Genomic DNA, 23783 nt, shown 5'->3' with positions numbered 1-23783 from the left:
ATGATCCTTGCTTTTAAGGCCCCTAACGTCTTGATCCCAAGTTTAATTTTGCAGCATTTCCATTGAAGGTGTACGCTTTCATAAAATTGTCACAAAAAGTCATAATAATGACATCAGTAAATTCAGTTCAATAAAGCGAAAGAGATAAACGGAATGTCACGTAAAGTTCTTGTGGTCGATGATGAAGCGCCCATCCGCGAAATGCTGGTGTTTGTTTTAGAACAGAATGGTTTTCAAGCCATCGAAGCTGAGGATTACGACTCTGCCATAGCAGCCATGGTAGAGCCCTACCCAGATATGGTATTACTGGATTGGATGTTGCCCGGAGGCAGCGGTATTCAGATTGCGAAGAAATTTAAACAAAACGATCATACCCGCGCAATTCCCATTATTATGCTCACCGCCCGAGGTGAAGAAGAAGACAAAGTGAAAGGCCTGGAAGTGGGGGCTGACGATTATGTGACTAAGCCATTCTCTCCGAAAGAATTAATGGCACGTATTAAAGCCGTTATTCGCCGTGTGGCGCCGACATCACTTGAAGAGGCTATCGAAGTGCACGGCTTGCGTTTAGACCCTATTTCTCATCGTGTGACATCCGATGGCAGCGAGTTGGATATGGGGCCTACCGAATTTCGTTTGCTACACTTTTTTATGACCCACCCTGAGCGAGTATATAGTCGTGAGCAGCTACTGGATCATGTATGGGGAACCAATGTTTACGTTGAGGATCGCACCGTTGATGTGCATATTCGTCGCCTGCGTAAAGCAATTGCTCCCATGGGACATGATCGTTTAGTACAAACTGTGCGTGGTGCTGGTTATCGTTTTTCTAGCAAGGTATAACTATCTTTATTGCTCATTGCATCGGCATCAAGCCGATGACACATTGTTTTAAGTAGAGCGAGTCTATGTACCGAGTGGTTAATAAACGCACACTTACCAAGCGTTTAGTTATCTTTTTCCTGCCTTTATTGTTGATAGGCGTGCTAGTAGGCGCGCCTTTTTTGCTTCTATTTTTGGGCGCTATCACATTGTTACTGTGGCATTATCGCCAGCTTTACCGCCTTAGTGATTGGCTTATTAACCAACGTAGCTTTAATCCGCCGGAGGGAGAAGGGGCTTGGGAGCAAGTTTTCGAGGGAATTTACCAGCTCCAACAACGCAACCGTAAAAAGCGCAATGAGCTGGCTGACTTGATCCGTCGTTTCCGCGAGGGGGCCGAAGCCGTACCTGATGCTGTGATTGTGCTGCAACAGGACTTCAGCATCGTCTGGTGTAACCAATTAGCGCTGCGGTTATTGGGCTTGCAGTGGCCCACTGATCATGGTCAGCGTATAGATAACCTTATTCGACACCCCAAATTTAGCCGCTATATGCAGCAGCACCAATTCAACGATGCCCTTGAGCTTGATTTAACCCACACCGGTGAACAAGTGTTGGAATTTCGGGTGATGCCCTATGCACAATCACAGATCATGATGGTGGTCCGTGATATTACTCGCCTTAAGCAATTGGAGCAGATGCGTAAAGACTTTGTTGCCAACGTATCACATGAGCTGCGTACACCTTTAACTGTGGTTACCGGCTACTTAGAGATGCTTGATGGCGACAACTTACCACCGCCAGCGATGTGGGATAAAGCCCATGGCACGATGATTGAGCAGTGTCAGCGAATGGATAGCTTGGTCAATCAGTTGTTGTCGCTGTCGCGAATTGAAGGAGCACGCAAACACGACAATGATAAACCAGTCAATGTGCCGAAAATGTTGGAAGTTATCGAAACAGAAGCGACATCGTTGAATCAAGATAAAGGCCACCGCCTGTATTTTGATGTCGATACCAGCTTAGATATCGTTGGCGCTGCTGATGAGTTACGCAGCGCGTTTTCAAACCTGGTATTTAATGCTGTGCACTACACCCCCGATGAGGGAGAAATTACGGTGCGTTGGTATCGTCAAGACGGTCAAGCGGTCTTTAGCGTGACCGATAATGGTGAGGGCATCGCGCCTGAACATATCAACCGTTTAACCGAGCGCTTTTATCGAGTGGATAAAGCGCGAAGTCGGAAAACGGGGGGCTCGGGCCTCGGCCTAGCTATTACTAAACATGTGTTGTCGCGTCACGACTCACACCTGCATATCGACAGTGTCGTCGGTAAAGGCTCTTGTTTTTGGTTCGCCTTTGAACCAAGTTGGTTAGTCCCAGCACTAGAACACGTACAAAATTAGCAAAGTCATAAAACTGTAATACTCAAGTAATTTAACTGTCATCTTGTCACTGCACAATGACAGCAGTTGAAACACGGGAAGAACAAATTGGAGAACCCAATGAAATTTAAAAACTTAGTTGCTGCAATGGGGGTTGCTGTAAGTGCCCTGACAGCAGGTCAGGCAGTTGCTCTAGATAAAGCAATTCCAGAGTACGAAAAAACGAGCGGCATCTCTGGTAACTTTTCATCGGTTGGTTCCGATACGCTAGCAAACATGATGACCTTCTGGGCTGAAGAATATAAGCGTATTTATCCTAACGTCAATATTCAAATCCAAGCTGCAGGTTCATCAACGGCACCACCGGCGCTCACTGAAGGAACGGCAAACTTCGGCCCTATGAGCCGTAAGATGAAGTCAAAGGAAATCGAAGCGTTTGAAAAGCGCCATGGTTATAAGCCGACAGAAATTCGCGTAGCGATTGATGCCTTGGCAGTATTCGTGCATAAAGACAACCCCATTGAGGGCTTGCGCATTGACCAAGTTGACGCCATTTTCTCTTCAACGCGTAAATGTGGCGCCAGCGAACAGATTAACCGTTGGGGCGATGTTGGCCTAACGGGTGATTGGGCGGCAAAAGATATTCAATTATATGGTCGTAACTCAGTATCTGGTACTTATGGTTACTTCAAGAAGAAAGCCTTATGTAAAGGTGACTTCCGTAATAACGTAAACGAGCAGCCTGGCTCTGCATCGGTAGTACAGTCAATCTCTTCTTCTGTGAATGCGATTGGTTACTCAGGTATCGGTTACAAGACCTCAGGTGTACGTACGGTGCCACTGGCGAAAAAAGGCGATAAGTTTGTTGATGCAACACTTGATAACGTTGCAACGGGCAAATATCCATTATCACGCTTCCTTTACGTTTACGTGAATAAGCACCCTAACAAGCCACTATCTCCTATCGATGCTGAGTTTGTAAAAATGGTGCTATCACAAACAGGTCAAAAAATTGTTGAGAAAGATGGTTATGTGCCACTTTCAAGCAAGATGGTTGAGCGTGAACTTAAGCGTTTAGGCTTACAGTAACATTGTATCTTTGAATCTTGTTGATTAGTTTAAAGCCCCTCCATGAGGGGCTTTTTTGTGCTCGCTATCCGGGCGTCATGAAGTCAGTATTACCAACAACTTTGTTGAATAAGCTCTTTGATAATACGTTGTGATGGAGCAATACGGTCCATGGCCAAGAATTCATCGGGCTGATGTGCTTGGTTGATGGAACCTGGGCCCATGACTATGGTTTCACAGCCCAATTGCTGAATAAAGGGGGCTTCAGTGCAGTAGTTCACCGCTATTGCTGGCTGTTGCGAAATCTTTTGCGCCAGCTGCACTAGCGCGCTATCAGTGGTCCCTGCAAAGGCTGGGATCGGGTCATGCATATCAATGACTTCAACGCAGCCTGGGTAGCGAGCAGTGATGTCCTGAGTTGCCGCTAATAACATGGCTTGCAGCTCGACGATACTCAGCCCAGGTAACGGGCGCATATCTAACTGTAATTCACAACATCCGCAAATGCGGTTAGCGTTATCACCGCCATGTATGTGACCAAGGTTCAATGTCGGGTAGGGAATGGCAAAATGTTCAATTGAATATTTATTCTTAAGATCCTCTTTTAGAACCAATAATTTTTGAATCACCAAGTGCATCACTTCAATGGCATTGATGCCGCGCTCAGGATCAGAGCTGTGCCCGCTTTTGCCAACGATACGAATCGCCGATGTCATATGCCCTTTGTGAGTAAATACAGGGGTCATATCGGTGGGTTCGCCAATAACGCAGCGAGCCGGTCTTAAGTCTGGATACTTTGCCACTTCATGGGCACCAGCCATGGTGGTTTCTTCATCGGCGGTGGCGAGAATAAGCAGCGGTTGTTGTTGCTTACTCGCGTCCAACTCAGCGATGGCATTGAGCACAAAAGCAAAGAACCCTTTCATATCGATGCTGCCAAGGCCAAAGAGCTTATTATCTCGCTCGCTCAAAGTGAAGGGGTCCATACTCCAACGGCCTTGATCAAAAGGAACGGTATCGGTATGCCCTGCCAACATCAATCCGCCGCTGCCATGGCCACGCTTCGCTATCAAATTAAACTTATCGGCATCAGTACTGAGTGGTTTTATTTCACACGCAAAGCCCAGCTCCTCGCACCAAGATGCCAAGTGTTCAATAACGGCGCGGTTGCTTTGGCTTAATTTCGGATCCAGTGAACTGATCGATGGGGTAGCGATCAACTCCCGGTAAAGGTGCAAAAAGTCGGGAAGAGCCATACATTTCCAAATAATTATTCGCGATTGTTGCATATTAATATAAATGTCTTTATAGTGAATATCAATTCACTTTTTAAGCATAAGTATTGGTTTGGTTATGATGGTTTATCACCCCCTTTGTACAGCGCGACGACGATAAGCCGCTCACCTAGAAAATCCTAGTGTGAGAGTGTGTCGCGTTGGGCATCTCGCCCATGATTAAACCAAAAAAGAGCATCTTCATGAACATCGTAATTATTGGCGCAAGTGGTTATAGCGGCGCTGAGTTGGCGCAATTAGTTGCCAAGCATCCTCATTTTGTCTTGCAGGGCTGCTATGTCTCTGCCGGGAGTCATGATCGCGACAAAAAACTCAGCGATCTTTATCCTCAGCACCGTGGGTTATTAGACATGCCACTGCAAGGCCTAACAGCTGATGCTATTGCTGATATTGGTCAGCATGCGCACGCCGTGTGCCTGTGTACCGAGCACAAAGTAAGTGTTGAATTGGCGCCGCAATTTCTCGAGCAGGGTATTAAAGTTTTTGACCTTTCTGGCGGGTTTCGTCTTACCGATGCCGAACTCTATACCCAGTACTATGGTTTTGATCATCCCCACCCTGAACTATTGCGCCAAGCAGTGTATGGGCTAGCTGAGTGGCACAACAGCGCCATTATGGATGCACAACTGGTTGCTGTGGCGGGCTGTTACCCAACAGCCAGCCTCAACGCGCTTAAACCGGTTCAACAAGCAGGGTTATTAGCGCCGCAGCAAAAAGTGATCATTAATGCTGTATCCGGGGTGACTGGGGCGGGGCGCAAAGCCAGTATGAACACCCACTTTTGCGAAGTATCACTGGCTCCTTATGGCGTGTTTAATCACCGCCATACTCCGGAGATTGAGCAAGCATTAGGGCATCCAGTGCTATTTACCCCGCATTTAGGGAACTTTAATCGCGGTATCTTGGCAACCATATACGCGCAAGTAAGTGCAGGAACTACGCTTATCGACATCACCGATGCTTATCAATGCCTTGCCGATGAGCCTTTGATTCGCCTCCTCGGTGCCGGTGGTTTGGCATCAATTAAAGGCGTCGCGCAAACCCCTTATGTTGATATTGGTTGGCACTTGCAACAGCAGCAACTGATTATCAGTGTTGCCATCGATAACTTACTAAAAGGCGCATCAGGTCAAGCGCTGCAATGTATGAACATTAACGCTGGATTAGACCCAACGACTGGTTTGGTATAAAGAGGAAAATGATGACGAGTAGCAACACCACTTGGGTAATTAAATTGGGCGGCGCCCTGTTAAACAGCCCACAGTCAGTGCAAGCATTGTTCGCAACCTTGGCGACCATGACCGACACCCGCTTTGTCGTGGTTCACGGCGGTGGCTCACTGGTTGACCGCTGGCTGCACGATGCGGGGTTCGCCACGGCGAAGCACCAAGGTCTCCGCATCAGTCCTGCCGAGCAAATGCCCTATATCGTTGGTGCCCTAGCTGGGTGTGCCAATAAACAATTGATGGGAGCAGCCATAGCCAATGGCCTCGAGCCTGCAGGGCTGAGTTTATACGAAGCCGGGGTCAATGCGCAGCAAAAACTCAAGGCACTGGGTCGGGTGGGTGAGTGTAGTCAAGGTGCTCGCTCGGCTATTCCAGCCTTGCTAGAGGTAGGAAAGCTGCCTGTTGTGAGCTCAGTTGGTTTTGATGAGCAAGGACAATGGTTCAACGTTAACGCTGATGAGGCCGCAGCGGCAATTGCCAAACAACTCGATGGTGAATTGATTTTTATGACCGACGTTGAGGCCGTACTGGATAAATCCGCTCAGCCGTTACACCAATTAAGTGCTGAGCAAATAGATGAATTGATAGCCCAAGGAGTTATCTCGGGTGGGATGGAGGTCAAAGTAAAGACCAGCCTTCTTGCTGCCCAGCATTTACGACGGGGTGTTTACATTTCGAGCTGGCAAAAGCCAGAGAACTTAGTTGCATTGCTCAATGGTGAGCATGTTGGCACGCAAATTACAATGTAAGCATAGACCATGAAACATGATTTTATTACCGGCCTCGAGCTGGACGACAAAGCCGTACTCGCGCTACTCGCCCTAGCGCAGAAAATGAAAGCGCAACCCAATGATTATGCCCAAGCCTTAGCGGGCAAATCGGTGGTTACCTTATTTGAAAAGCAAAGCCTCAGAACTCGCCTAAGCTTCGATATAGGCATCAATAAACTCGGTGGCCATGCGGTCTACTTAGATCAGCAAAATGGCGCCATGGGCAACCGCGAGTCGGTAAAGGACTTTGCTTTGAATATCAGCACTTGGGCCGATGCCATCGTGGCGCGTGTTAATCACCATAACACAGTGCAAGAGCTGGCACAGTTCTCATCTAAACCTGTGGTGAACTCTTTGTGTGACCTGTACCACCCCTGCCAAGCATTGGCGGATTTTTTAACCTTGCAAGAGGTGCACGGTGAGGTGAGCGAGCTCAAGCTGGCTTATCTCGGCGAGGGTAATAACGTCACCCACTCATTAATGTTGTTGGCCGCCACCCTCGGGACTGACTTCGTGGCTGTATGCCCTAAAGGCAGCGGTCCAGATGCACAAATTGTTAAGCAAGCAGAGCAAATTGCCGCGAGCAAAGGCGCGTCAGTATTAGTGAGTGACAGAGTCGAGGCCGCTGTGGGGGCGAATGCGCTTTATGCCGATACTTGGGTGTCGATGGGGGATGACACCCCGCTCCAGCAGGTTAAAGATAAATATCTGCCTTATCAGCTCAATAAACAGCTGGTGGATATGACCGGCGCGCAAACTATTTTGCACTGTCAGCCAGCGCATCGTGAGTTTGAAATCACCTCTGAAGTGATGGACTCGCCGCAGGCCAAAATTATTCAGCAGGCACAAAATCGTATGTATGCGCAAAATGCCTTGCTATTAACCCTTTTGAACCCAAATTTTTGCTAAGGATCCGAAATGAGCGCAATTAAAAAAGTCGTACTGGCCTATTCCGGCGGACTAGATACATCAGCCATCGTGCCATGGCTAAAAGAAAACTATGACTGTGAAGTGGTTGCCTTTGTCGCCGATGTGGGCCAAGGCGCCGAAGAGCTCGAAGGGGTTGAGGAAAAAGCCATCGCCTCAGGGGCATCCGAATGTTACGTGGTGGATTTAAAAGAGCAGATGGTGGCTGAATATATTTACCCGACGCTCAAAACCGGCTGTGTGTATGAAGGCACCTACCTGCTAGGGACGTCAATGGCACGTCCTATTATTGCCAAAGCACAGGTCGAGATAGCCCGCAAAGTGGGTGCTGATGCCCTTTCTCATGGTTGCACCGGGAAAGGTAATGACCAAGTACGCTTCGAGTCCTGTTTTGCGGCGTTGGCACCGGATTTAAAAGTGATTGCACCGTGGCGAGAGTGGCATCTATCAAGCCGGGAGTCGTTACTGGATTACCTAGCGCAGCGAGATATTCCCTGCGCTGCATCGGCAACGAAAATTTATAGTCGTGATGCTAATGCATGGCACATTTCCCATGAGGGTGGGGAGCTTGAAGATCCTTGGTGTCAGCCCAGCGAGCAAGTGTGGACCATGACGCAATCGCCTGAGCAAGCGCCAAATGAAGCCGAGTTAGTGACGCTAACAATTCAACGCGGTGAGGTGGTTGCCGTAAATGGAGAAGCGCTGAGCCCTTATCAATGCTTAGTGAAGCTCAATGACATTGCTGCTGTGCACGGGGTTGGCCGTGTCGATATTGTTGAGAACCGCTTGGTGGGTATGAAATCTCGCGGCTGTTATGAAACACCTGGCGGCACGGTGATGATGGCCGCGTTGCAGGCTATTGACGAACTTGTGCTGGATAAAGCGAGCCGTAAATGGAAAGACACTTTTGCCCTAGAGTTTGCGCACTTGGTCTATGACGGTCGTTGGTTTACGCCTTTAAAAGATTCGATTCTGGGGGCGGCCAATGCGTTTGCCGAGCATGCCAATGGTGAAGTGGTGGTGAAACTATACAAAGGTCAGGCAATCGCCGTACAAAAGCAGTCAGAAAACAGTTTATACAGCGAAGACTTTGCCACTTTTGGCGAGGACGATGTGTATGACCAGTCTCATGCCGAGGGCTTTATACGGCTATTTTCACTTTCAAGCAGAATTGCAGCACTGAAGAAGTAACGAGGAGAGCAACAATGGCATTATGGGGCGGGCGCTTTTCATCTGGACCGGATGAAGCATTTAAACAGTTTAATGATTCATTGCCATTTGACTATGTCATGGCGGAGCAAGACATTATTGGTTCAGTGGCGTGGGCCGGCGCGCTAAATCGTGTGGCGGTACTCAACGATGATGAACACCGACGTTTAGTTGCGGCGCTGTATGAGTTGTTGGAGCAAGTGCAAGCGCAGCCCGAAAGTGTGGCTATCAGCGGCGAGGAGGATATTCACTCTTTTGTTGAGGCCGCGCTGATTGATAAAGTGGGTGACCTCGCGAAGAAGCTACACACTGGCCGCAGCCGTAATGACCAAGTCGCTACCGACTTTCGTTTGTGGTGCAAAAAAACGGCGGCGACAGTCAGTGAAGCCATTAGTGAGACCAAGAATGCACTGATTGCCTTAGCCGAGCGAGAGCTGGGCACCGTACTACCTGGCTATACTCATTTACAGCGCGCTCAGCCGGTACTTTTTAGTCACTGGTGCATGGCCTATGTGGAAATGCTAGAGCGCGATAGTAGTCGCCTTAATGATGCGGTTCAGCGTATGGACCAATGTCCACTTGGAAGTGGTGCGCTGGCGGGCACTGCATATGCCATTGACCGCGAGCATTTAGCGCAAGATCTTGGTTTTGCAGCGCCGACTCGTAATAGCTTGGATGCGGTCTCTGATAGAGACTTTGTGGTCGAGCTGCTGAGCGCGGCATCCATTTCAATGTTGCACTTGTCACGTTTTGCTGAAGATTTAATTTTCTACAATTCTGGCGAAGCCGGTTTTATTGAGTTGGCCGATAACGTTACCTCCGGCTCATCGTTGATGCCGCAGAAGAAAAACCCCGATGCTTTAGAGTTGATTCGCGGCAAAACAGGGCGTGTTTTTGGTGCTATGAGTGCGATGATGATGACGTTAAAGTCACTGCCTTTAGCCTACAACAAAGACATGCAAGAAGATAAAGAAGGACTTTTCGATGCGCTACCGACTTGGCTGGCATGTCTACATATGGCGCAAGCATGCGTAAACGGCATTAAGGTCAATAGTGATAAGACCGAAGCCGCCGCCCAAGGTGGGCATGCGAATGCCACCGAGCTCGCTGATTATTTGGTGGTGAAAGGGATCCCGTTTCGTGAAGGGCATCATATTGTTGGGCAACTGGTGCAGCTGGCAATTTCAGAAGGAAAAAGCCTTGAGCAGTTGAGTTTGTCCGAATTTCAATCGGTGTGCGATGTTATTGCTGAAGATGTTTATCCTATGTTGGCACTCGATGCCTGTTTGGCGGCACGTAAGGCCCTAGGTGGAACATCACCAAAGCAAGTGGAATTCGCCATTAAGCAAGCTAAACAGCAAAGTACAATTAAAGTACGTGATGCCAATCTGCATGATGTTGAAGCTATCAGTGAGCTGGTGCAATATTGGGCCAAGGTAGGGGAGAATTTACCCCGTGCTAAAAGCGATATGGTGCATTCCATTAATGAGTTTGCCGTGACCGAAGTGAATGGCCAGGTAACAGGTTGTGCGTCGTTGTATATTTATGATACCGGCTTAGCGGAGATACGCTCATTAGGGGTTAATCCTGATACCGGAGTAAAAGGGCAGGGGCGTTTATTGGTTCATCACCTGTTAGTGAAAGCCAAAAAGTTGGCGCTTAAAAGAGTGATTGTACTTACGCGTGTACCGGATTTCTTTGCTAAACTTGGGTTTGCAGACAGCAGCAAAGAAAGCCTTCCTGAAAAGGTGATGAAAGACTGTGAGCTTTGTCTGCGTAAAGATAACTGTGACGAAGTTGCTATGGATTTCTACCTACACCAGCAACACTCTGTGGGTGATATACCATGTAAAAACGTTGCTTAGTTGGGGCTTCTGAGCGTGTCAAAAAATATTGGCACGCGTGGTGCATAAGCTAAAAGTGAGTTGCTAAGAAATTGCCTTTGAAGTGTGACGTGTGTACCCAAAGCATGTTAAGTTAGGTTTGCTTAGCAAACAATTAACAAAATTTTAAAGGAGTTAACATCATGCAAGTTAATGCTAATGCTCAACTACAAACACAGGCTTACACTAAGTTACAACAACAAACACAACAGCCTACCGCACAAACTACTAGCACCCAGACGTTACAATCTGATACAGTAAGTTTATCAAGTGATGCTGTCGCTGCTAGCCAAGCTGAAATCCAGCGCGGCGGTGGAACCGTAATCACAGATCGTAAAAAGGAAAACTAGGACTTTAACGAGATGGCGGATGTATTTTGAAAAAAGTCTAGGCATATTTATGGGAGCCTTTGTGGTTTGGGGCTTCCTAATGGCTTTATTCTTTAATTTGATGCTCAAAGCATACAAGGCAAAAAATGACCCCAAACTTTTGTGGTGCAGCTTTGTCATGGCCATTTCTTATGTAACTAGCGACCACTTTTTCGACTTTTTCTCCACAATTGAAACCTACTTTACTTGGTTTGTTTACGACATAGTTACTCTTTTAGCCATTCTGCCAGTGTTTTTGATCAAGAGGACTACAAGCGTCTCACCAGGTGTAATATACGTCACCATTGGGTTAGTTATAAATTCGATTCTGTTTCTGGGGATGCACATAGACCTTGTCTACCTAAATGTAGATAGTCAGCCTTGGTGGTTTTGGAGTTTTTACTCGATAACAGTAAACCTATGCGATTTGGCTATGATAGTTGCTCTTATTGTAGATAAAGATATCTTGGGAATTCTACTGATTAAAAGGACTTTAAAGAAGCAATTGTTTAATTTTCAGCCTTCAAGCTGGTTTGGCAATAAATGCTGTCATATCGAGGCTTCTTAATATCAAACCTAATTAGTACTTTTATAGAGTGGGGCTTGATGATGGCTTTGCTCTACAACTTAGTGGCTTTCTCTGACAAAGCAATTCGTAAAAACTCACCTATAGCCATTTGCTTAATAGTTAATATTTCATACCTCAGTACTACATTTATGCCAAATGTTAGCAAGGTATATATGTATTACATTCTTGCAGAGCTTATTACTATAGGCTGCATATGGCTAGCCTACAGACTCTTCTTTACAAGCAAGCCCTATGCTTATTACTACGTATTAACAGCCTTATCTATCAATGCTTGCCTGCACTTAACAGTCCATATAGATATTTGGGAACTTGGTAATGTAGAGCCTTGGTGGTTATGGGATTTGTACACTTATGGCGTAAATACCGTTGATATTATAGTCATACTGTCTTTCATCATTTGGCGAGATTTTCTCGGTCTATGTCGAATAGGGCGGTTTTTAAAGGCCTCTCTGGCACCAAAGAAAGTAGGTGATAACGGGTAGCGTTACCACCGGTATATTTAGCCGAGCTTTTCTTTCAGAGCGTCGGCGACTTGCGGCACAACAAACTCAGAAACATCACCACCATGTAAGGCAACCTCTTTTACTAAGGTCGATGAGATAAACGAGTTCTCTTCTGCGGGAGTCAAAAATACGCTCTCTAAGTCGGGGTTCAAGCGGCGATTCATGTTGGCCAATTGGAATTCATACTCAAAGTCGGATACCGCGCGAATACCTCGCACTAATACATTCGCTTTATGATTTTTAGCCAAGTCAGCAAGTAGGCCGCTGAAGCCAATGACTGTGACATTGCTAAGGTCGGCGACAATTTGCTTTGCTAACTCCACTCTTTCTTCAAGGCTAAAGCAAGGCTTTTTATTCGGGTTATGAGCCACCGCAACAATGACGTGATCGAACATTTTAGCGGCGCGCTCAATAAGGTCTAAGTGACCATTCGTAAGGGGGTCAAAAGTCCCTGGGTAGATAGCCGTTACCTGCATATGATTCTCTGTTTTTATGTAATGCAATGGCCGCATTTTAGCAGTCTTTATGTGAGTTGCCAGTGCAAACTCAACTCTCAGCCATGTGATAAATTGTTAACTGTGACTAAGATGTTTATACTGCTCACCTGCAATCAGGGTGGGGAAGTAATAATGAGTACCAAGGACCGCATAATTCAAGCCAGCATTGAGCTTTCCAATAGCCACGGTGAGCGCGCTATCACAACAAATCATATCGCAGCCCATTTGCAAATCAGCCCTGGAAATTTGTGTTACCACTTTAAAAATAAAGAAGACATCATTCGCCATATCTTTAAGTTGTACCGTCAGCACTTAGATACTCAGTTTAAGCCCATCAATCATGATGAGCCGGTGATGGCGCAACTTACTCATTATTTCGATGCCTTGTTTGAGCTCATGTGGAAGTTTCATTTTTTCTACGACAATATGACCGACATTTTATCTCGCGATGCCGAGCTGAAAGCCGATTACATAACCTTTCAGCAGCGCTTATTCGATCAGGTAAAAAGTATTGTGCTCGCCCTAGGAAAGAATGGCATTCTTGAGATCGATGAAGAGCAGGCGGGAGAACTAACCCATATGCTAAAGCTGACTGTTAGTTTTTGGACCCCCTATATCAAAGCGCGTCGTCAAAGCGGCGAGCTGAATCGCGGCGATATTTATCAAGGCTTGTTGAAAATAATCACCTTGTTTATGGCTTTTACTACCGCAGCTGGACGCGAGCCTCTGGGGTTGTTAAAGCAACACTACCAGCAGCGCCAAGCGCAACTACAAACGTCACCCTCCACGCATAGTTAAGCTATTATTTCCGAAGGCGAGCGGTTTTTGCTATAATCGCGCGCTTTGGTGAATCTTCCGCCACTTTCTCATTCAGAGGTGTGGCTTTATCTGTGTGCTGTGAGTTAAGTCATGATCAAGTTTATTGTTAAATTGCATCCCGAAATTGCGATAAAAAGTAAGTCCGTTCGTAAACGCTTTACCAAGGTGTTAGAGAACAACATTAAGATCATGATGCGACGCATTGATGAGCAGGTAAAGGTGCGCAACAACTGGGATAACCTCACGGTTGAATCGGCATTAACCGATGACTCAGTGCGCCGCGCAATGGCTGACAGCCTCGGGCGTATTCCTGGTATCGTGCAATTTAATGAAGTAAAAGAAATTGAATTCACCACCATTGATGAAATTTACCAACAGGCACAGCAACTTCTTGGCGATGAAATTGCCGGTAAAACCTTTTGTGTGCGCTGTAAGCGTCAAGGTAAGCATGACTTTTCCTCGAGCGATGTCGAACGCTATGTTGGCGGCGGGCTAAACCAGCATGTACCCGGTGCTCGGGTTAAGCTTACGCGGCCTGAGGTAACGGTAAAGATCGAAATTAAAGACCAGCGCGCGTACATTGTCACCCAAGCGCACCGAGGCATGGGTGGATTTCCATTGCCAACTCAAGAAGATGTGTTATCGCTGATGTCTGGTGGCTTTGATTCCGGGGTGGCCAGCTACCAAATGATCCGCAAAGGGGCGCGTACGCACTTCTTGTTTTTCAATCTTGGCGGCGCGGCCCATGAAATTGGCGTGAAGCAAGCAAGCCATTATCTTTGGTCACAATATAGCTCGACCCACAAGGTTAAGTTTATCACCGTCGACTTTGAGCCGGTGGTTGCTGAGATTCTAGAAAATGTCGAAGACTCGCAAATGGGTGTGGTGCTCAAGCGCATGATGATGCGTGCTGGTAGCATTATCGCTGAAAAGTTGGGGATTCCAGCCCTGGTTACTGGTGAAAGTATTGGCCAAGTATCAAGCCAAACTCTAGCAAACTTAAGTGTTATTGACCGAGTGACCGATGCGCTGATCATTCGCCCACTTATCCAACATGATAAGCAAGATATTATTGATATTGCTCGCGCTATTGGCACCTCCGAGATGGCCGAAGCCATGCCCGAGTACTGTGGTGTGATTTCGCGCAAACCAACGGTGAAAGCCAAGTTAGAAGTAATTGAGCAGCAAGAGCAGCAGTTTGATTTCGAGGTTCTCGAAACCGTGGTTGATAATGCCCGAGTGATGGATATTCGTGATATCGATACTCAAGCTAAAGAAGAGGTCAAGGAAGCGGAATCGGTATCACAATTGCCAACGGATGCGGTGGTGCTGGATATTCGCTCACCCGAAGAGGAAGATGCTCAGCCGCTAGAGATTGACGGGGTGAAGGTCAAACACTTGCCGTTTTACCGTTTAGCGACTCAGTTTGGCGACTTAGATCAGAGCAAAGAGTACTACCTGTATTGTGCTAAAGGGGTGATGAGTCAACTACAGGCATTGATCCTGCACGAAAACGGCTTTAACAATGTGAAGGTGTATCGCCCGTAATTCGCCGATAATACAGTTCATTGATAGGCGCGCTGAGGCCAAGCTGGCGCGCCGAGCTGACAATAAAGCCACACATGGCTGCTATTTCTGTCTCCCTTCCCAATAACTTATCCTGCAACATCGAGCAGCGGTTACTCGCTGTGAGGCGCATTACTTGATAGGCGCTGTCGAGGCTTTGCGGCAGCGATAATTCAACTCCCTGCGCTTTAGCTACGGCAATGGCCTCCTGCAGCAGTGCAAAGATATCACTGGCATAACAGGGAGCGGCGACATCACCATTGCGCAGCTGATACCAGGTTGCTATGGGGTTTATTGCCAAATTCACCAGTAATTTTTGCCATCGCGCATGGGTAATATCATCACTCCCAGTTAGAGCGGGGATTAATCTCTGCCACTGCTTTAACTGCGCCTTAAAGCTTTGCTGTGCGCAGGCATTGACGGCTCCTATCACGGAGTCACCCTGACTGACATGGACGACATGCTTATCATCGGCTTTATAAGCTGCTTGCTGGGTGAGCATAAAGAATAACCCCTGCTGAGGAGTCAGTTGCTGTTTAAGTGGTGCTAGGTCGCTCATGCCATTATGGCTAATAATAATATCTGCATCGAGGGCCAGATAAGGGCGCCACTGTGCCAGTGCTGCTTGCAGCTGATGCGCTTTAACGAATAGCCACAATTCTGTAATTGGCTCGCACGGTTTTAAACAAGCTGTGGCTGCCACGGGGCTTTTCTGCTGCCCATGGCAATAATAAAAAGTGCTGGGATGAGAAGGTTTCACCAACAGCTTTAGCGGTCGGTGTTGCCCCATTAAGTGGGCAAATGTGAGGCCGAGTGCCCCCGGCCCGATAAGGTAAGTAGGCGCTAAGCCTTGGCCCGTTTTTTCTGCCATAGGTAGTGAATCACAAAGTAGCTAGCCGCGCCTGCCGCGTCGGCGAGAAAGTCATAAAAAGATGCCTGCCTGTAGGGCAGCATATCCTGCATCCACTCAATTGCTCCGCCGTATAATAACAACAATACCACCTGGACAAAAAAGGGAATCCTAAAGGCTTTATCCATAATAAAGGCAAGCACGAAGAAAATACCAAAGTGAGCGACCTTATCGACGTGAGGGAAAAGCTGCGTAACAGAGCCTTTTACTTCTTGAACAAATAGCAGGGTGCAGACCACCAATGTGATTAGAAACAACCCCTGATAAACTCTGCGCGTCACTTTACTTTACCTTTATTACTGGTGAAATCGCAGGCAGTATAACAAACTGTAAACTGAATTCACTGTGTATCAGTGCACAAAAATACCGATCTCGGGGTATAATCCCCGAAACGACAAGCCAGTTACGGAGAATTTCATGCCTTCATTTGATATCGTTTCTGAAATCGAAATGAGCGAAGCAAAAAATGCGGTTGAAAACGCTAAACGCGAACTCGAAACCCGCTACGATTTTCGCGGCGTAGATGCCAAGATAGAACTAAAAGATGAACTTATCGAACTTACCGCAGAAGCTGAACAACAGGTGATGCAGTTATTTGATATGTTTGCCAGTAAGGCGTCAAAACGCGGCTTAGATGTAAACAGTTTTGAGATTCAAAAAGCTGATTTGCACGGTAAATACGTCACCCGCCAAGTTACGATGAAACAAGGCATTGCTAAAGATATCGCGAAAAAGTTGGTTAAGCTGATTAAAGACAGCAAAATCAAAGTTCAGGCCGCCATCCAAGGTGAAGAGGTACGAGTCACCGGGAAAAAGCGCGACGACTTACAACAAGTAATGCAATTAGTACGCGAAGCTGAGTTAGGTCAGCCCTTCCAATTTAAGAACTTCCGCGACTAAATGCCTCTCAAGCCAAGTCATTCGCACTTGGCTTTTTTATTGGTGAAGTAAATGCCATAGTCCATCTTTTTATAGATGTTTAGACGTCCATTGACTTTATTGTCATCAGTCCGCAAAATAGCGCCACCTTGTTATGGTGCCCGCAAGCGCAGAACGCAGTTAAGCTACTGGGATAATCGGGAAACAGGTGAAAAGCCTGCACTGCCCCCGCAACGGTGATATGAATCTTGCTCATTCAGTCCGGAGACCGGCCATAACATCCATTTCATTACATTTTCCTGTGCGGTGGGCGCAGGTATAGGGACTAACATGTATAACAAAACCAAAGTCGCTGTAGGCATAGCGGCACTTTTCTCCGGCGCGGTATGTGCGCAGCAGCAACAGTCTATCGAGCGATTGACTGTCACCGCTAATAAGTTCGAACAACCTATCGAAAATGTGCTCGCCAGTATCAATGTGATCACTCGTGCAGACATCGAGCGCCTTGGCGTACGTGATTTGCCGGCGTTATTATCTCATTATGCCGGGGTCGATATTGTCCGCAGTGGCGGCCAAGGTCAAAGTACCAGCCTCTTTATTCGTGGGGCGGCTAGCAGCCACTCTTTGGTTATTGTAGATGGCGTTCGTGTTGGTTCAGCCACAACAGGGTATAAGGCGCTCTCTAGTGTGCCGCTCAATAGTATTGAACGAGTCGAAGTGATCCGTGGTGCCCGCGCCGCATGGTATGGCTCAGACGCCTTAGCCGGAGTCATCAATATTGTCACTCGAGACGGCGATAGCCAAAGCGTGAGTGTACAAAGTGGCAGTGACAACTACGTGAATGCGCAAGGTGCTTTTGCTTTTCGCCAAGGAGCGTTCAATACGGCATTCAACCTTGGCTATGAGCACACCGACGGCTTTGACGTCACCACTGGGCAAGACCCAGATGAAGATGGCTATGAAAATCAAAACCTCGGTGCGCGTTTCGGCTATGATCTCGGCGATTATGGCGTGCTAGAGTTGTTAGGGCAGTACAGTGAAGGCTATGTCGAATACGACACTAGCTTTGGTGATGATTACACCGACTTTGAAAAATACCATGTGCAACTGGGTTGGCGTAAAAACCATGGTGCCTTTGCTCACAAGCTACAAACCAGTCTTGCTCAAGATGATGAGATTAATACTCAGCAACATGGCGCGCCGGGTTATCGTGGCAATGAGTACAGCACTGCACGAGGTGAGCTAAGCTATCAGCTTAATTATGTCTTTAGTCCAGCTATCACTGTCAGTGGTGGCGCCGATTACTACTATGAAGACATTAGCGATTCCTACAGCAGCTCGGCGACACCAGAGCAGCCTGCGTCCGGTTTTACCGTGCAAACGCGTAATAATAAAGGTGTGTATGTGGGAGGCTATTATGATGGCCAGGCATTTAACACCAATGCCGTTGTGCGCCATGATGATCATTCACAATTTGGTGGTCATTTCACCTACAACCTTGCGGCGGGTGTGCCGCTAAGTGACATTGCGACGTTTCGCGCCAGCTACGGCACGGCGTTTAAGGCTCCCTCGTTTAATGACGCGAGTTCCATCTGGGGCAGCAACGATGCTTTGCAACCTGAAGAGTCAAACAATGCCGAGCTCGGTCTGCGCCTTGATTTGCAATCTGGGCAATACGATATCGCCTTGTATCAAAACCAATTCGATAACCTCATCGCATGGGGCAATAACGGCCCGGAAAATATTGCCAAAGCGAGCTTTGAAGGAGTTGAGTTGAGTGCACAAGTGCAAGATATGTTTGGTATCGATCACCAGCTTAACTTTAGTTATGTTGACGCCGAAGACGACAATACCGGGCAAGCATTGGTGCTTAGAGCCGAAAAAGCCTTCAATTGGTCCGTAGGTAAGCAGTTCGACAAATGGTATGTCGGTGCACAACTGCAGTACCGCTCCGATAGGTTAAGTTACTATCGTACTGACTTGCCAAGCTATACTTTGGTGAACCTCAATGCTCGCTATCAATTGTTACGCGACCTCACGTTCACCTTCGGTGTTGATAATCTCACTGACAAAGAATATATCACCAACGTGGCGGCCACGGATTGGAGCACGGGTGAGGTCACCTCTGCGTATCGCGGCGCTGAGCGTAAGGTATACGCTGGATTACAATTCGATTTATAACAGCGTAACAAAAAGCCTCCACTTGGGAGGCTTTTTTAATTGTTTTCCCGTCGTCATGATATGAGCAAGTCACTAAAGGTATGCTCAAACTTCTCTATTTTAGGAGCAATTAAGATACTGCAATAACCTTGGTTTGGATTTTCGCTGTAATAGTCTTGATGATAATCCTCTGCGGGATAGAACCTTGATGCGGGACTAACTTCGGTTACAATTTTTGCGGCGCTATGAGTTTGTAGCTGCGCTATCATCGCCTCGCTCTGCTGCTTTTGGGCGCTATCGTGGTAATACACCACACTGCGATATTGACTACCAATATCATTTCCCTGGCGGTTAAGCTGGGTAGGGTCGTGAAGTGTGAAAAACATCGCCAACAGGGTGGTGTAATCTATCACAGCGGGGTCAAAGTGCACTTGCACAACTTCTGCGTGACCGCTTTCGCCGCTGCATACCTCACGGTATGTTGGTGAATTGCTGTGTCCACCGGTATAACCCGATTGAACCTTATGCACGCCACGAACGCGACGAAAGGCCGCATCGATGCACCAAAAACAACCGCCGCCAAAGGTGGCTGTGTGTAAATTTGTCATACTAACACCTCGATGTATTTACCCTTTTAATAGTAGAACGGCCGTCTGATGTTTATCGCTCACCTACGAGGGTAATACCCTCGCAGGTGAGCATTTTTCGTGCACTATTGCTGTTTGAGCGGGTTATCTTGTTGCTGTTTTGCCAAGCGTTGCTGTAAATACTCTGGTGACTGAGTATGACGAGCAAGGGCATAGTAAGCACTGGGCACGACGAACAAGGTGAGTATGGTCGCGATGCTTACCCCGGTAAAGATCACCACACCAATAACCATGCGGCTTTCAGCTCCAGGGCCGCTTGCTAACACCAAGGGCACCGAGCTCATCACTGTGGTTAGCGACGTCATAATAATAGGGCGCAAACGTTGTGTGGCAGCTTGGATTAGCGCTGTTTGAAATTCCAGACCCTTATCACGCAACTGGTTGGCAAATTCAACAATAAGAATACCGTTTTTGGCGCTTAAACCAATAAGCATAACGATACCAATTTGGCTGTAAATATTGAGGGTCAAACCGGTTATATGCAAACCAAATAACGACCCAGCAATCCCCAGTGGTACGGTGAGCATGATCACCAAGGGGTGAACGAAGCTCTCAAACTGTGCTGCCAACACCAAGAAGGTCACCGTTAATGCCAGAATAAAGACATACACCATGGCGGAGGCGCCTTCATAGAACAACTGTGATTCCCCTTTATAGTCAATGGCGCCATCAATATCATTTTCCTCTGCAGCCACTTGGTTTAAGAAACTTAAGGCTTCCTCTAAAGTGTAGCCGCTAGCGAGGTTGGCACTTAAGGTAATAGCGCGCATACGGTTGTAACGATTCAACCTAGACGCCGTGGCTTCTTCAGAGATACTGATTAAGCTATCAAGGGGCACCAGTTGCCCGGAGCGTGAGTTTACATAGATATTAGAGACATCTTGTGGGCTGGCAAAATCTTGTTTTTCGCCCTTTAAAATCACATCATACTCTTCACCACGATCAATAAAGGTGGTGACACGGCGTTGCCCGAGCATCGTCTCCAAGGTGCGGCCTATATCAGAGACAGAGACCCCTAAGTCGGCGGCTTTGTTCTTATCGATACTGACCAAAAATTGTGGGAACGTCTCTTTATAATCATGGTCGATACGTACTAACCCGGGGTTTTTCTCTGCCCGAGCAATAATGCGGTCACGCCAATCGGCGAGCTCGTCATAATCATTGCCTTGCAAAACAAACTCAACAGGGCGCGAAGAGCCTCCGCCGCCAATGCCTCTGCGCATGATAGCAAAGGCGCGAATATCCGTTACTTCACGCATTTTGCCACTGATCTCATTCATTACCGTCCAGGTATCGCGTTTACGCTCGCCCCAATCAGCCATGCCGATAATCGCAACGCCACCTTGACCACCCCAACCCGGCACTCGAACCAGAACACGATTGAGTTCACCCGAGTCAACATACGGCAACAAGCGTTGCTCAATTTTATCCATATTGGCGGCGTTGTTTTCATAGCTTGCGCCTTCTGGGCCGTTCATCATCACAAAGAAGGTGCCTCGGTCTTCCTTAGGTGTCAGTTCAGATGGAATCTGCTGAAACAGCAGATAACTGGCAAGACCCGCTAGCATCAGCAGCACGGCCAACATTTTTGAGCGTCGAACATTGCCCTCAAGAGTGCGAGCATAGGCGCCTTCAAGTTTTGCAAATTGACGGTCCATCCACTGACTAAACCGGCCCTCGCTTTCACTTTGCTTCAGCACTTTTGAACACAGAGCTGGGGAAAGTGTGAGTGCGGTGATACTGGAGAAGAACACAGCCGCGCTCACCGCCATGGCAAACTCAGTGAATAAAGCGCCGATACGGCCATCCATAAAGACTAAGGGCACAAACACGGAGATCAGTACCAGTGTGGTTGCGACAATGGCAAAACCCACTTCGCGGGCACCGCGATACGCGGCGAGTAAACGAGGCTCACCGAGCTCAATACGGCGGTGAATATTCTCCAACATCACAATGGCGTCATCGACCACTAAACCGATAGCAAGCACCAGTGCCAACAGGGTTAGCAAGTTGATAGAGTAGCCCATGGCAAGTAAAAACATAAAGCTGCCAACTAAGGCTACAGGGACGGTGATTGCTGGAATTAACGTGGCGCGCACGTTGCCTAAGAACAGGTAGATAACCAAAACTACTAAGGCCATTGATATGGCCAGCGTACGATACACCTCATCAATAGACTCTTTAATGAAAATCGAGGAGTCATAGCTGTCTTCGATGGTGGTACCTGGAGGCAAGTTGCGTTTGATTTTTTCTAATTCTTTGCGAGCGTTTTCCACCACGGTGAGGGTGTTAGCCTTTGCTTGTTTAACCACACCTAGGCCAATCATGTTGCGGCCATTGCCACGGAATAAACTTTCTTCGTCGGCGGCTTCAAGCTGTACATCAGCGACTTCGTTTAAACGCACGAGATAGCCATCATCACCACGAGCAATAACCAAGTTTTGAAAGTCAGTAGGACTTATATAGCTACGCGCGGTACGGACCGAAAAATCACGATCAACAGACTCGATTTCCCCTGCTGGCAGCTCTACGTTTTCAGCTCGCAAAACTTGCTCAATATCTCTGGCTGTAACGCCCCGTGCTGCCATGGCCTCGCGGTCTAGCCAAATCTTCATTGCATACTGGCGTTCACCACCCACTCGAACATTGGATACGCCGTCAACAACCGCAAGGCGATCAACAATGTAGCGCTGAGCATAATCGGATAGCTGCAAGGTATTCATCGTTGAGCTATTGAGTACAAACCAGGCAATAGGACTTTCATCGGAATTGGATTTAGATACTTCCGGAGGTCTGACTTGGTCGGGGAGATTGTCCAATGCGCGCGACACACGCTCTCGCACATCATTTGCCGCCGCATCGATATCTCGGTCGATATTAAACTCGATGGTGATATTAGAGCGGCCATTGCGCGACGAGGACGTGATACTTTTTATGCCTTCAATCCCGGAGATGCGGTTTTCAATTACTTGAGTAATTTTAGTTTCGATAATTTCCGCAGAAGCACCAGTGTAGTCAGTACTGACACTGACAATGGGACTATCGATATCCGGATACTCTCGAAGGGGCAGCATTGAGAATGCCACCAACCCGAAGGTCAGTAATAAGAGGTTGATTACAATCGCAAAAACCGGACGCTTAACAGCAGTGTCGGTGATTCTCACAGCGCAGCCTCCTCAACAGTCACGGCTGAGCCTGAGCGCAGTTTAATAATGCCTTCTGTGACCACTTGATCGCCACTGCTTAGACCTTCACTGATGCCTACCCAACCGTTATAGCGCTTATCGATTTTCACCTCGACCTCTTTGGCTACACCTTCCACAATTTGAAAAACGAAGTGTTTGTTTTGACGTGGAATAATGGCCTTTTCTGGTACCAATAAGGCCTCATAGGTTTGCAATTCCAGTTGCGTGCCCAGTAACATACCTGGGCGCAAGATATTGTCTTCATTGGTAAAGCTGGCGCTAATTGGCACGCTACGGGTGTTGGTGTCGATACGAGAGCTGACATGAGACACTTTGCCGGTAAACAGCTTATTTGGGTAAGCGTCACTGCGCGCTGTTACTGTCATTCCCACACCCAGCTGCGCAAGGTACTTCTCTGGCACATTAAAGTCGACTTTAATTACGCTGATGTCGTCTAACGTGGTAATTTCAGTGTTGGTGCTCACGAATGCCCCTTTAGACACCATGCGTTTACCTAGCACTCCCGAAAAGGGCGCGGTAACACGCATCTCCGCGAGTTTGGTTTTAGCAGCTTCAAGCTGAGCCTGGGTGGCTTCAAATTTTGCTAGTTGCTCTTCTAACAGTGACTTTGCCGTGGCTTGTGAACGGGCCAGCTCGGTCAAACGATTCAATTGCCGCTCTACTTCAGAGAGGTTGGCTTGCAGCTCTTTGACTCGCAACTGTTCCTCAGTATCTCGTAATTGCACCAGTCGTTGTCCTGCTTGCACTTTATCGCCATCATCAAAATGGATACTGTCGATATAGTCACTTTGGGCGCTTTTAATGTATACGGCTTGGTTTGCTCGCGCGCTGCCGATACCATCAACGGTGATAGCTCGGCTGTCTTTGGTCACGGTATGAGCTTGCACGCGAGTTGATTGAGCGCCCATGTTGGGTTGCTGTGATTGTCCTTCGGGCAGATATAAGTAAATACACAGCCCTAAGAAAATGATAATAATGACAGGGAAAAGTGCCTTGCCCGAATGCCTACTGTGGTTCATCGACGGTACCTATGGTTTCTCGGCTGAAAAAGGTG

At 47.6% G+C, this 23783-nt stretch carries 21 protein-coding genes and 1 riboswitch; of the genes, 14 read left to right on the top strand and 7 right to left on the bottom strand.

Annotated features, from left to right (window positions below; all coding sequences use genetic code 11):
- Positions 1-153 precede the first annotated feature (153 nt).
- The 3 genes from phoB (at position 154) to PRUTH_RS12355 (ending at position 3296) form a co-directional block, all read left to right on the top strand.
- The gene (gene phoB / locus PRUTH_RS12365; RefSeq protein WP_022943391.1) at positions 154-843 is read left to right on the top strand and encodes a phosphate regulon transcriptional regulator PhoB; all 690 of its coding nucleotides are present in this window, start codon (positions 154-156) and stop codon (positions 841-843) included.
- A 65-nt stretch (positions 844-908) separates the two neighbouring features.
- Positions 909-2228, top strand: a complete 1320-nt coding sequence (gene phoR, locus PRUTH_RS12360) for a phosphate regulon sensor histidine kinase PhoR (RefSeq protein WP_151173392.1) — start codon at positions 909-911, stop codon at positions 2226-2228.
- A 99-nt stretch (positions 2229-2327) separates the two neighbouring features.
- The gene (locus tag PRUTH_RS12355) at positions 2328-3296 is read left to right on the top strand and encodes a PstS family phosphate ABC transporter substrate-binding protein (RefSeq protein WP_045979281.1); all 969 of its coding nucleotides are present in this window, start codon (positions 2328-2330) and stop codon (positions 3294-3296) included.
- 89 nt (positions 3297-3385) lie between these two features.
- Here the strand turns inward: PRUTH_RS12355 and argE are convergent, their stop codons facing one another.
- Complete coding sequence (gene argE / locus PRUTH_RS12350; protein ID WP_151173391.1) at positions 3386-4531, bottom strand: acetylornithine deacetylase; 1146 nt, start codon at positions 4529-4531, stop codon at positions 3386-3388.
- Positions 4532-4752: 221 nt separating this feature from the next.
- Here argE and argC point away from each other — a divergent pair, with 221 nt between their 5' ends.
- The 7 genes from argC (at position 4753) to PRUTH_RS12315 (ending at position 11521) form a co-directional block, all read left to right on the top strand.
- Entirely contained in the window at positions 4753-5760 is a 1008-nt protein-coding gene (gene argC / locus PRUTH_RS12345) for an N-acetyl-gamma-glutamyl-phosphate reductase (RefSeq protein WP_151173390.1), read from the top strand.
- Between the two features lie 11 nt (positions 5761-5771).
- Positions 5772-6545, top strand: coding sequence for an acetylglutamate kinase (argB, locus tag PRUTH_RS12340; RefSeq protein ID WP_022943396.1), 774 nt, complete (start codon positions 5772-5774; stop codon positions 6543-6545).
- Positions 6546-6554: 9 nt separating this feature from the next.
- Complete coding sequence (locus PRUTH_RS12335; RefSeq protein WP_022943397.1) at positions 6555-7475, top strand: ornithine carbamoyltransferase; 921 nt, start codon at positions 6555-6557, stop codon at positions 7473-7475.
- 9 nt (positions 7476-7484) lie between these two features.
- The gene (locus PRUTH_RS12330; RefSeq protein WP_022943398.1) at positions 7485-8684 is read left to right on the top strand and encodes an argininosuccinate synthase; all 1200 of its coding nucleotides are present in this window, start codon (positions 7485-7487) and stop codon (positions 8682-8684) included.
- Between the two features lie 14 nt (positions 8685-8698).
- On the top strand, positions 8699-10567 hold the full coding sequence (gene argH / locus PRUTH_RS12325) for an argininosuccinate lyase (protein WP_151173389.1): 1869 nt from the start codon (positions 8699-8701) through the stop codon (positions 10565-10567).
- Positions 10568-10728: 161 nt separating this feature from the next.
- Positions 10729-10935 carry a hypothetical protein gene (locus PRUTH_RS12320; RefSeq protein WP_138508700.1) on the top strand — a complete coding sequence of 69 codons (207 nt, stop codon included), beginning with the start codon at positions 10729-10731 and terminating at the stop codon, positions 10933-10935.
- Between the two features lie 19 nt (positions 10936-10954).
- Entirely contained in the window at positions 10955-11521 is a 567-nt protein-coding gene (locus PRUTH_RS12315) for a hypothetical protein (RefSeq protein ID WP_138508699.1), read from the top strand.
- A 520-nt stretch (positions 11522-12041) separates the two neighbouring features.
- Here the strand turns inward: PRUTH_RS12315 and coaD are convergent.
- Positions 12042-12521, bottom strand: coding sequence for a pantetheine-phosphate adenylyltransferase (gene coaD / locus PRUTH_RS12310; protein WP_151173388.1), 480 nt, complete (start codon positions 12519-12521; stop codon positions 12042-12044).
- A 153-nt stretch (positions 12522-12674) separates the two neighbouring features.
- Between coaD and PRUTH_RS12305 the strand changes: the two genes are divergently transcribed.
- Together PRUTH_RS12305 and thiI are read left to right on the top strand one after the other, a co-directional pair.
- The gene (locus PRUTH_RS12305) at positions 12675-13340 is read left to right on the top strand and encodes a TetR/AcrR family transcriptional regulator (protein WP_151173387.1); all 666 of its coding nucleotides are present in this window, start codon (positions 12675-12677) and stop codon (positions 13338-13340) included.
- Positions 13341-13451: 111 nt separating this feature from the next.
- Entirely contained in the window at positions 13452-14909 is a 1458-nt protein-coding gene (gene thiI, locus PRUTH_RS12300; protein ID WP_151173386.1) for a tRNA uracil 4-sulfurtransferase ThiI, read from the top strand.
- Here thiI and PRUTH_RS12295 read toward each other — a convergent pair.
- Together PRUTH_RS12295 and PRUTH_RS12290 are read right to left on the bottom strand one after the other, a co-directional pair.
- Positions 14881-15798 (bottom strand): ketopantoate reductase family protein, encoded by a 918-nt coding sequence (locus tag PRUTH_RS12295; RefSeq protein ID WP_151173385.1) that lies wholly within the window; start codon positions 15796-15798, stop codon positions 14881-14883. The two genes, thiI and PRUTH_RS12295, sit on opposite strands and share 29 nt — an antisense overlap.
- Positions 15771-16118 carry a VanZ family protein gene (locus PRUTH_RS12290; protein ID WP_151173384.1) on the bottom strand — a complete coding sequence of 116 codons (348 nt, stop codon included), beginning with the start codon at positions 16116-16118 and terminating at the stop codon, positions 15771-15773. The genes PRUTH_RS12295 and PRUTH_RS12290 overlap by 28 nt, the downstream gene beginning before the upstream one ends.
- A 136-nt stretch (positions 16119-16254) precedes the next feature.
- On the opposite strand from PRUTH_RS12290, the gene PRUTH_RS12285 reads away from it, so the two are divergent.
- Complete coding sequence (locus PRUTH_RS12285) at positions 16255-16737, top strand: YajQ family cyclic di-GMP-binding protein (protein ID WP_022943408.1); 483 nt, start codon at positions 16255-16257, stop codon at positions 16735-16737.
- A gap of 117 nt (positions 16738-16854) precedes the next feature.
- Positions 16855-17007: riboswitch (cobalamin riboswitch) on the top strand.
- Between the two features lie 39 nt (positions 17008-17046).
- A complete protein-coding gene (locus tag PRUTH_RS12280; protein ID WP_151173383.1) occupies positions 17047-18897 on the top strand; it encodes a TonB-dependent receptor domain-containing protein in 1851 nt (616 codons plus the stop codon).
- Between the two features lie 53 nt (positions 18898-18950).
- On the opposite strand, the gene msrA is transcribed toward PRUTH_RS12280, so the two are convergent.
- The 3 genes from msrA to PRUTH_RS12265 all read right to left on the bottom strand — a co-directional run bounded on the left by msrA (position 18951) and on the right by PRUTH_RS12265 (position 23748).
- The gene (gene msrA / locus PRUTH_RS12275; protein WP_151173382.1) at positions 18951-19484 is read right to left on the bottom strand and encodes a peptide-methionine (S)-S-oxide reductase MsrA; all 534 of its coding nucleotides are present in this window, start codon (positions 19482-19484) and stop codon (positions 18951-18953) included.
- Between the two features lie 104 nt (positions 19485-19588).
- Complete coding sequence (locus PRUTH_RS12270; RefSeq protein ID WP_151173381.1) at positions 19589-22687, bottom strand: efflux RND transporter permease subunit; 3099 nt, start codon at positions 22685-22687, stop codon at positions 19589-19591.
- The gene (locus PRUTH_RS12265; protein WP_151173380.1) at positions 22684-23748 is read right to left on the bottom strand and encodes an efflux RND transporter periplasmic adaptor subunit; all 1065 of its coding nucleotides are present in this window, start codon (positions 23746-23748) and stop codon (positions 22684-22686) included. The genes PRUTH_RS12270 and PRUTH_RS12265 overlap by 4 nt, the downstream gene beginning before the upstream one ends.
- Positions 23749-23783 lie beyond the last annotated feature (35 nt).

The sequence above is a fragment of the Pseudoalteromonas ruthenica genome (assembly GCF_008808095.1).
GTDB classification, from domain to species: Bacteria; Pseudomonadota; Gammaproteobacteria; order Enterobacterales; family Alteromonadaceae; genus Pseudoalteromonas; species Pseudoalteromonas ruthenica.
Note: the sequence above shows the minus strand (reverse complement) of the source record. Positions and strands in the feature narration are given on the sequence as shown.

Excerpts from the sequence above, each read along its gene's own strand:
- PRUTH_RS12280 (WP_151173383.1), top strand. The coding sequence starts at position 17,047 with ATGTATAACAAAACCAAAGTCGCTGTAGGCATAGCGGCACTTTTCTCC.
- argC (WP_151173390.1), top strand. The coding sequence starts at position 4,753 with ATGAACATCGTAATTATTGGCGCAAGTGGTTATAGCGGCGCTGAGTTG.
- PRUTH_RS12315 (WP_138508699.1), top strand. The coding sequence starts at position 10,955 with ATGTATTTTGAAAAAAGTCTAGGCATATTTATGGGAGCCTTTGTGGTT.
- PRUTH_RS12355 (WP_045979281.1), top strand. The coding sequence starts at position 2,328 with ATGAAATTTAAAAACTTAGTTGCTGCAATGGGGGTTGCTGTAAGTGCC.
- PRUTH_RS12330 (WP_022943398.1), top strand. The coding sequence starts at position 7,485 with ATGAGCGCAATTAAAAAAGTCGTACTGGCCTATTCCGGCGGACTAGAT.
- thiI (WP_151173386.1), top strand. The coding sequence starts at position 13,452 with ATGATCAAGTTTATTGTTAAATTGCATCCCGAAATTGCGATAAAAAGT.
- argE (WP_151173391.1), bottom strand. The coding sequence starts at position 4,531 with ATGGCTCTTCCCGACTTTTTGCACCTTTACCGGGAGTTGATCGCTACC.
- coaD (WP_151173388.1), bottom strand. The coding sequence starts at position 12,521 with ATGCAGGTAACGGCTATCTACCCAGGGACTTTTGACCCCCTTACGAAT.
- PRUTH_RS12265 (WP_151173380.1), bottom strand. The coding sequence starts at position 23,748 with ATGAACCACAGTAGGCATTCGGGCAAGGCACTTTTCCCTGTCATTATT.
- PRUTH_RS12335 (WP_022943397.1), top strand. The coding sequence starts at position 6,555 with ATGAAACATGATTTTATTACCGGCCTCGAGCTGGACGACAAAGCCGTA.
- PRUTH_RS12320 (WP_138508700.1), top strand. The coding sequence starts at position 10,729 with ATGCAAGTTAATGCTAATGCTCAACTACAAACACAGGCTTACACTAAG.
- argH (WP_151173389.1), top strand. The coding sequence starts at position 8,699 with ATGGCATTATGGGGCGGGCGCTTTTCATCTGGACCGGATGAAGCATTT.
- PRUTH_RS12285 (WP_022943408.1), top strand. The coding sequence starts at position 16,255 with ATGCCTTCATTTGATATCGTTTCTGAAATCGAAATGAGCGAAGCAAAA.
- phoR (WP_151173392.1), top strand. The coding sequence starts at position 909 with ATGTACCGAGTGGTTAATAAACGCACACTTACCAAGCGTTTAGTTATC.
- argB (WP_022943396.1), top strand. The coding sequence starts at position 5,772 with ATGACGAGTAGCAACACCACTTGGGTAATTAAATTGGGCGGCGCCCTG.
- msrA (WP_151173382.1), bottom strand. The coding sequence starts at position 19,484 with ATGACAAATTTACACACAGCCACCTTTGGCGGCGGTTGTTTTTGGTGC.
- PRUTH_RS12295 (WP_151173385.1), bottom strand. The coding sequence starts at position 15,798 with ATGGCAGAAAAAACGGGCCAAGGCTTAGCGCCTACTTACCTTATCGGG.
- PRUTH_RS12305 (WP_151173387.1), top strand. The coding sequence starts at position 12,675 with ATGAGTACCAAGGACCGCATAATTCAAGCCAGCATTGAGCTTTCCAAT.
- phoB (WP_022943391.1), top strand. The coding sequence starts at position 154 with ATGTCACGTAAAGTTCTTGTGGTCGATGATGAAGCGCCCATCCGCGAA.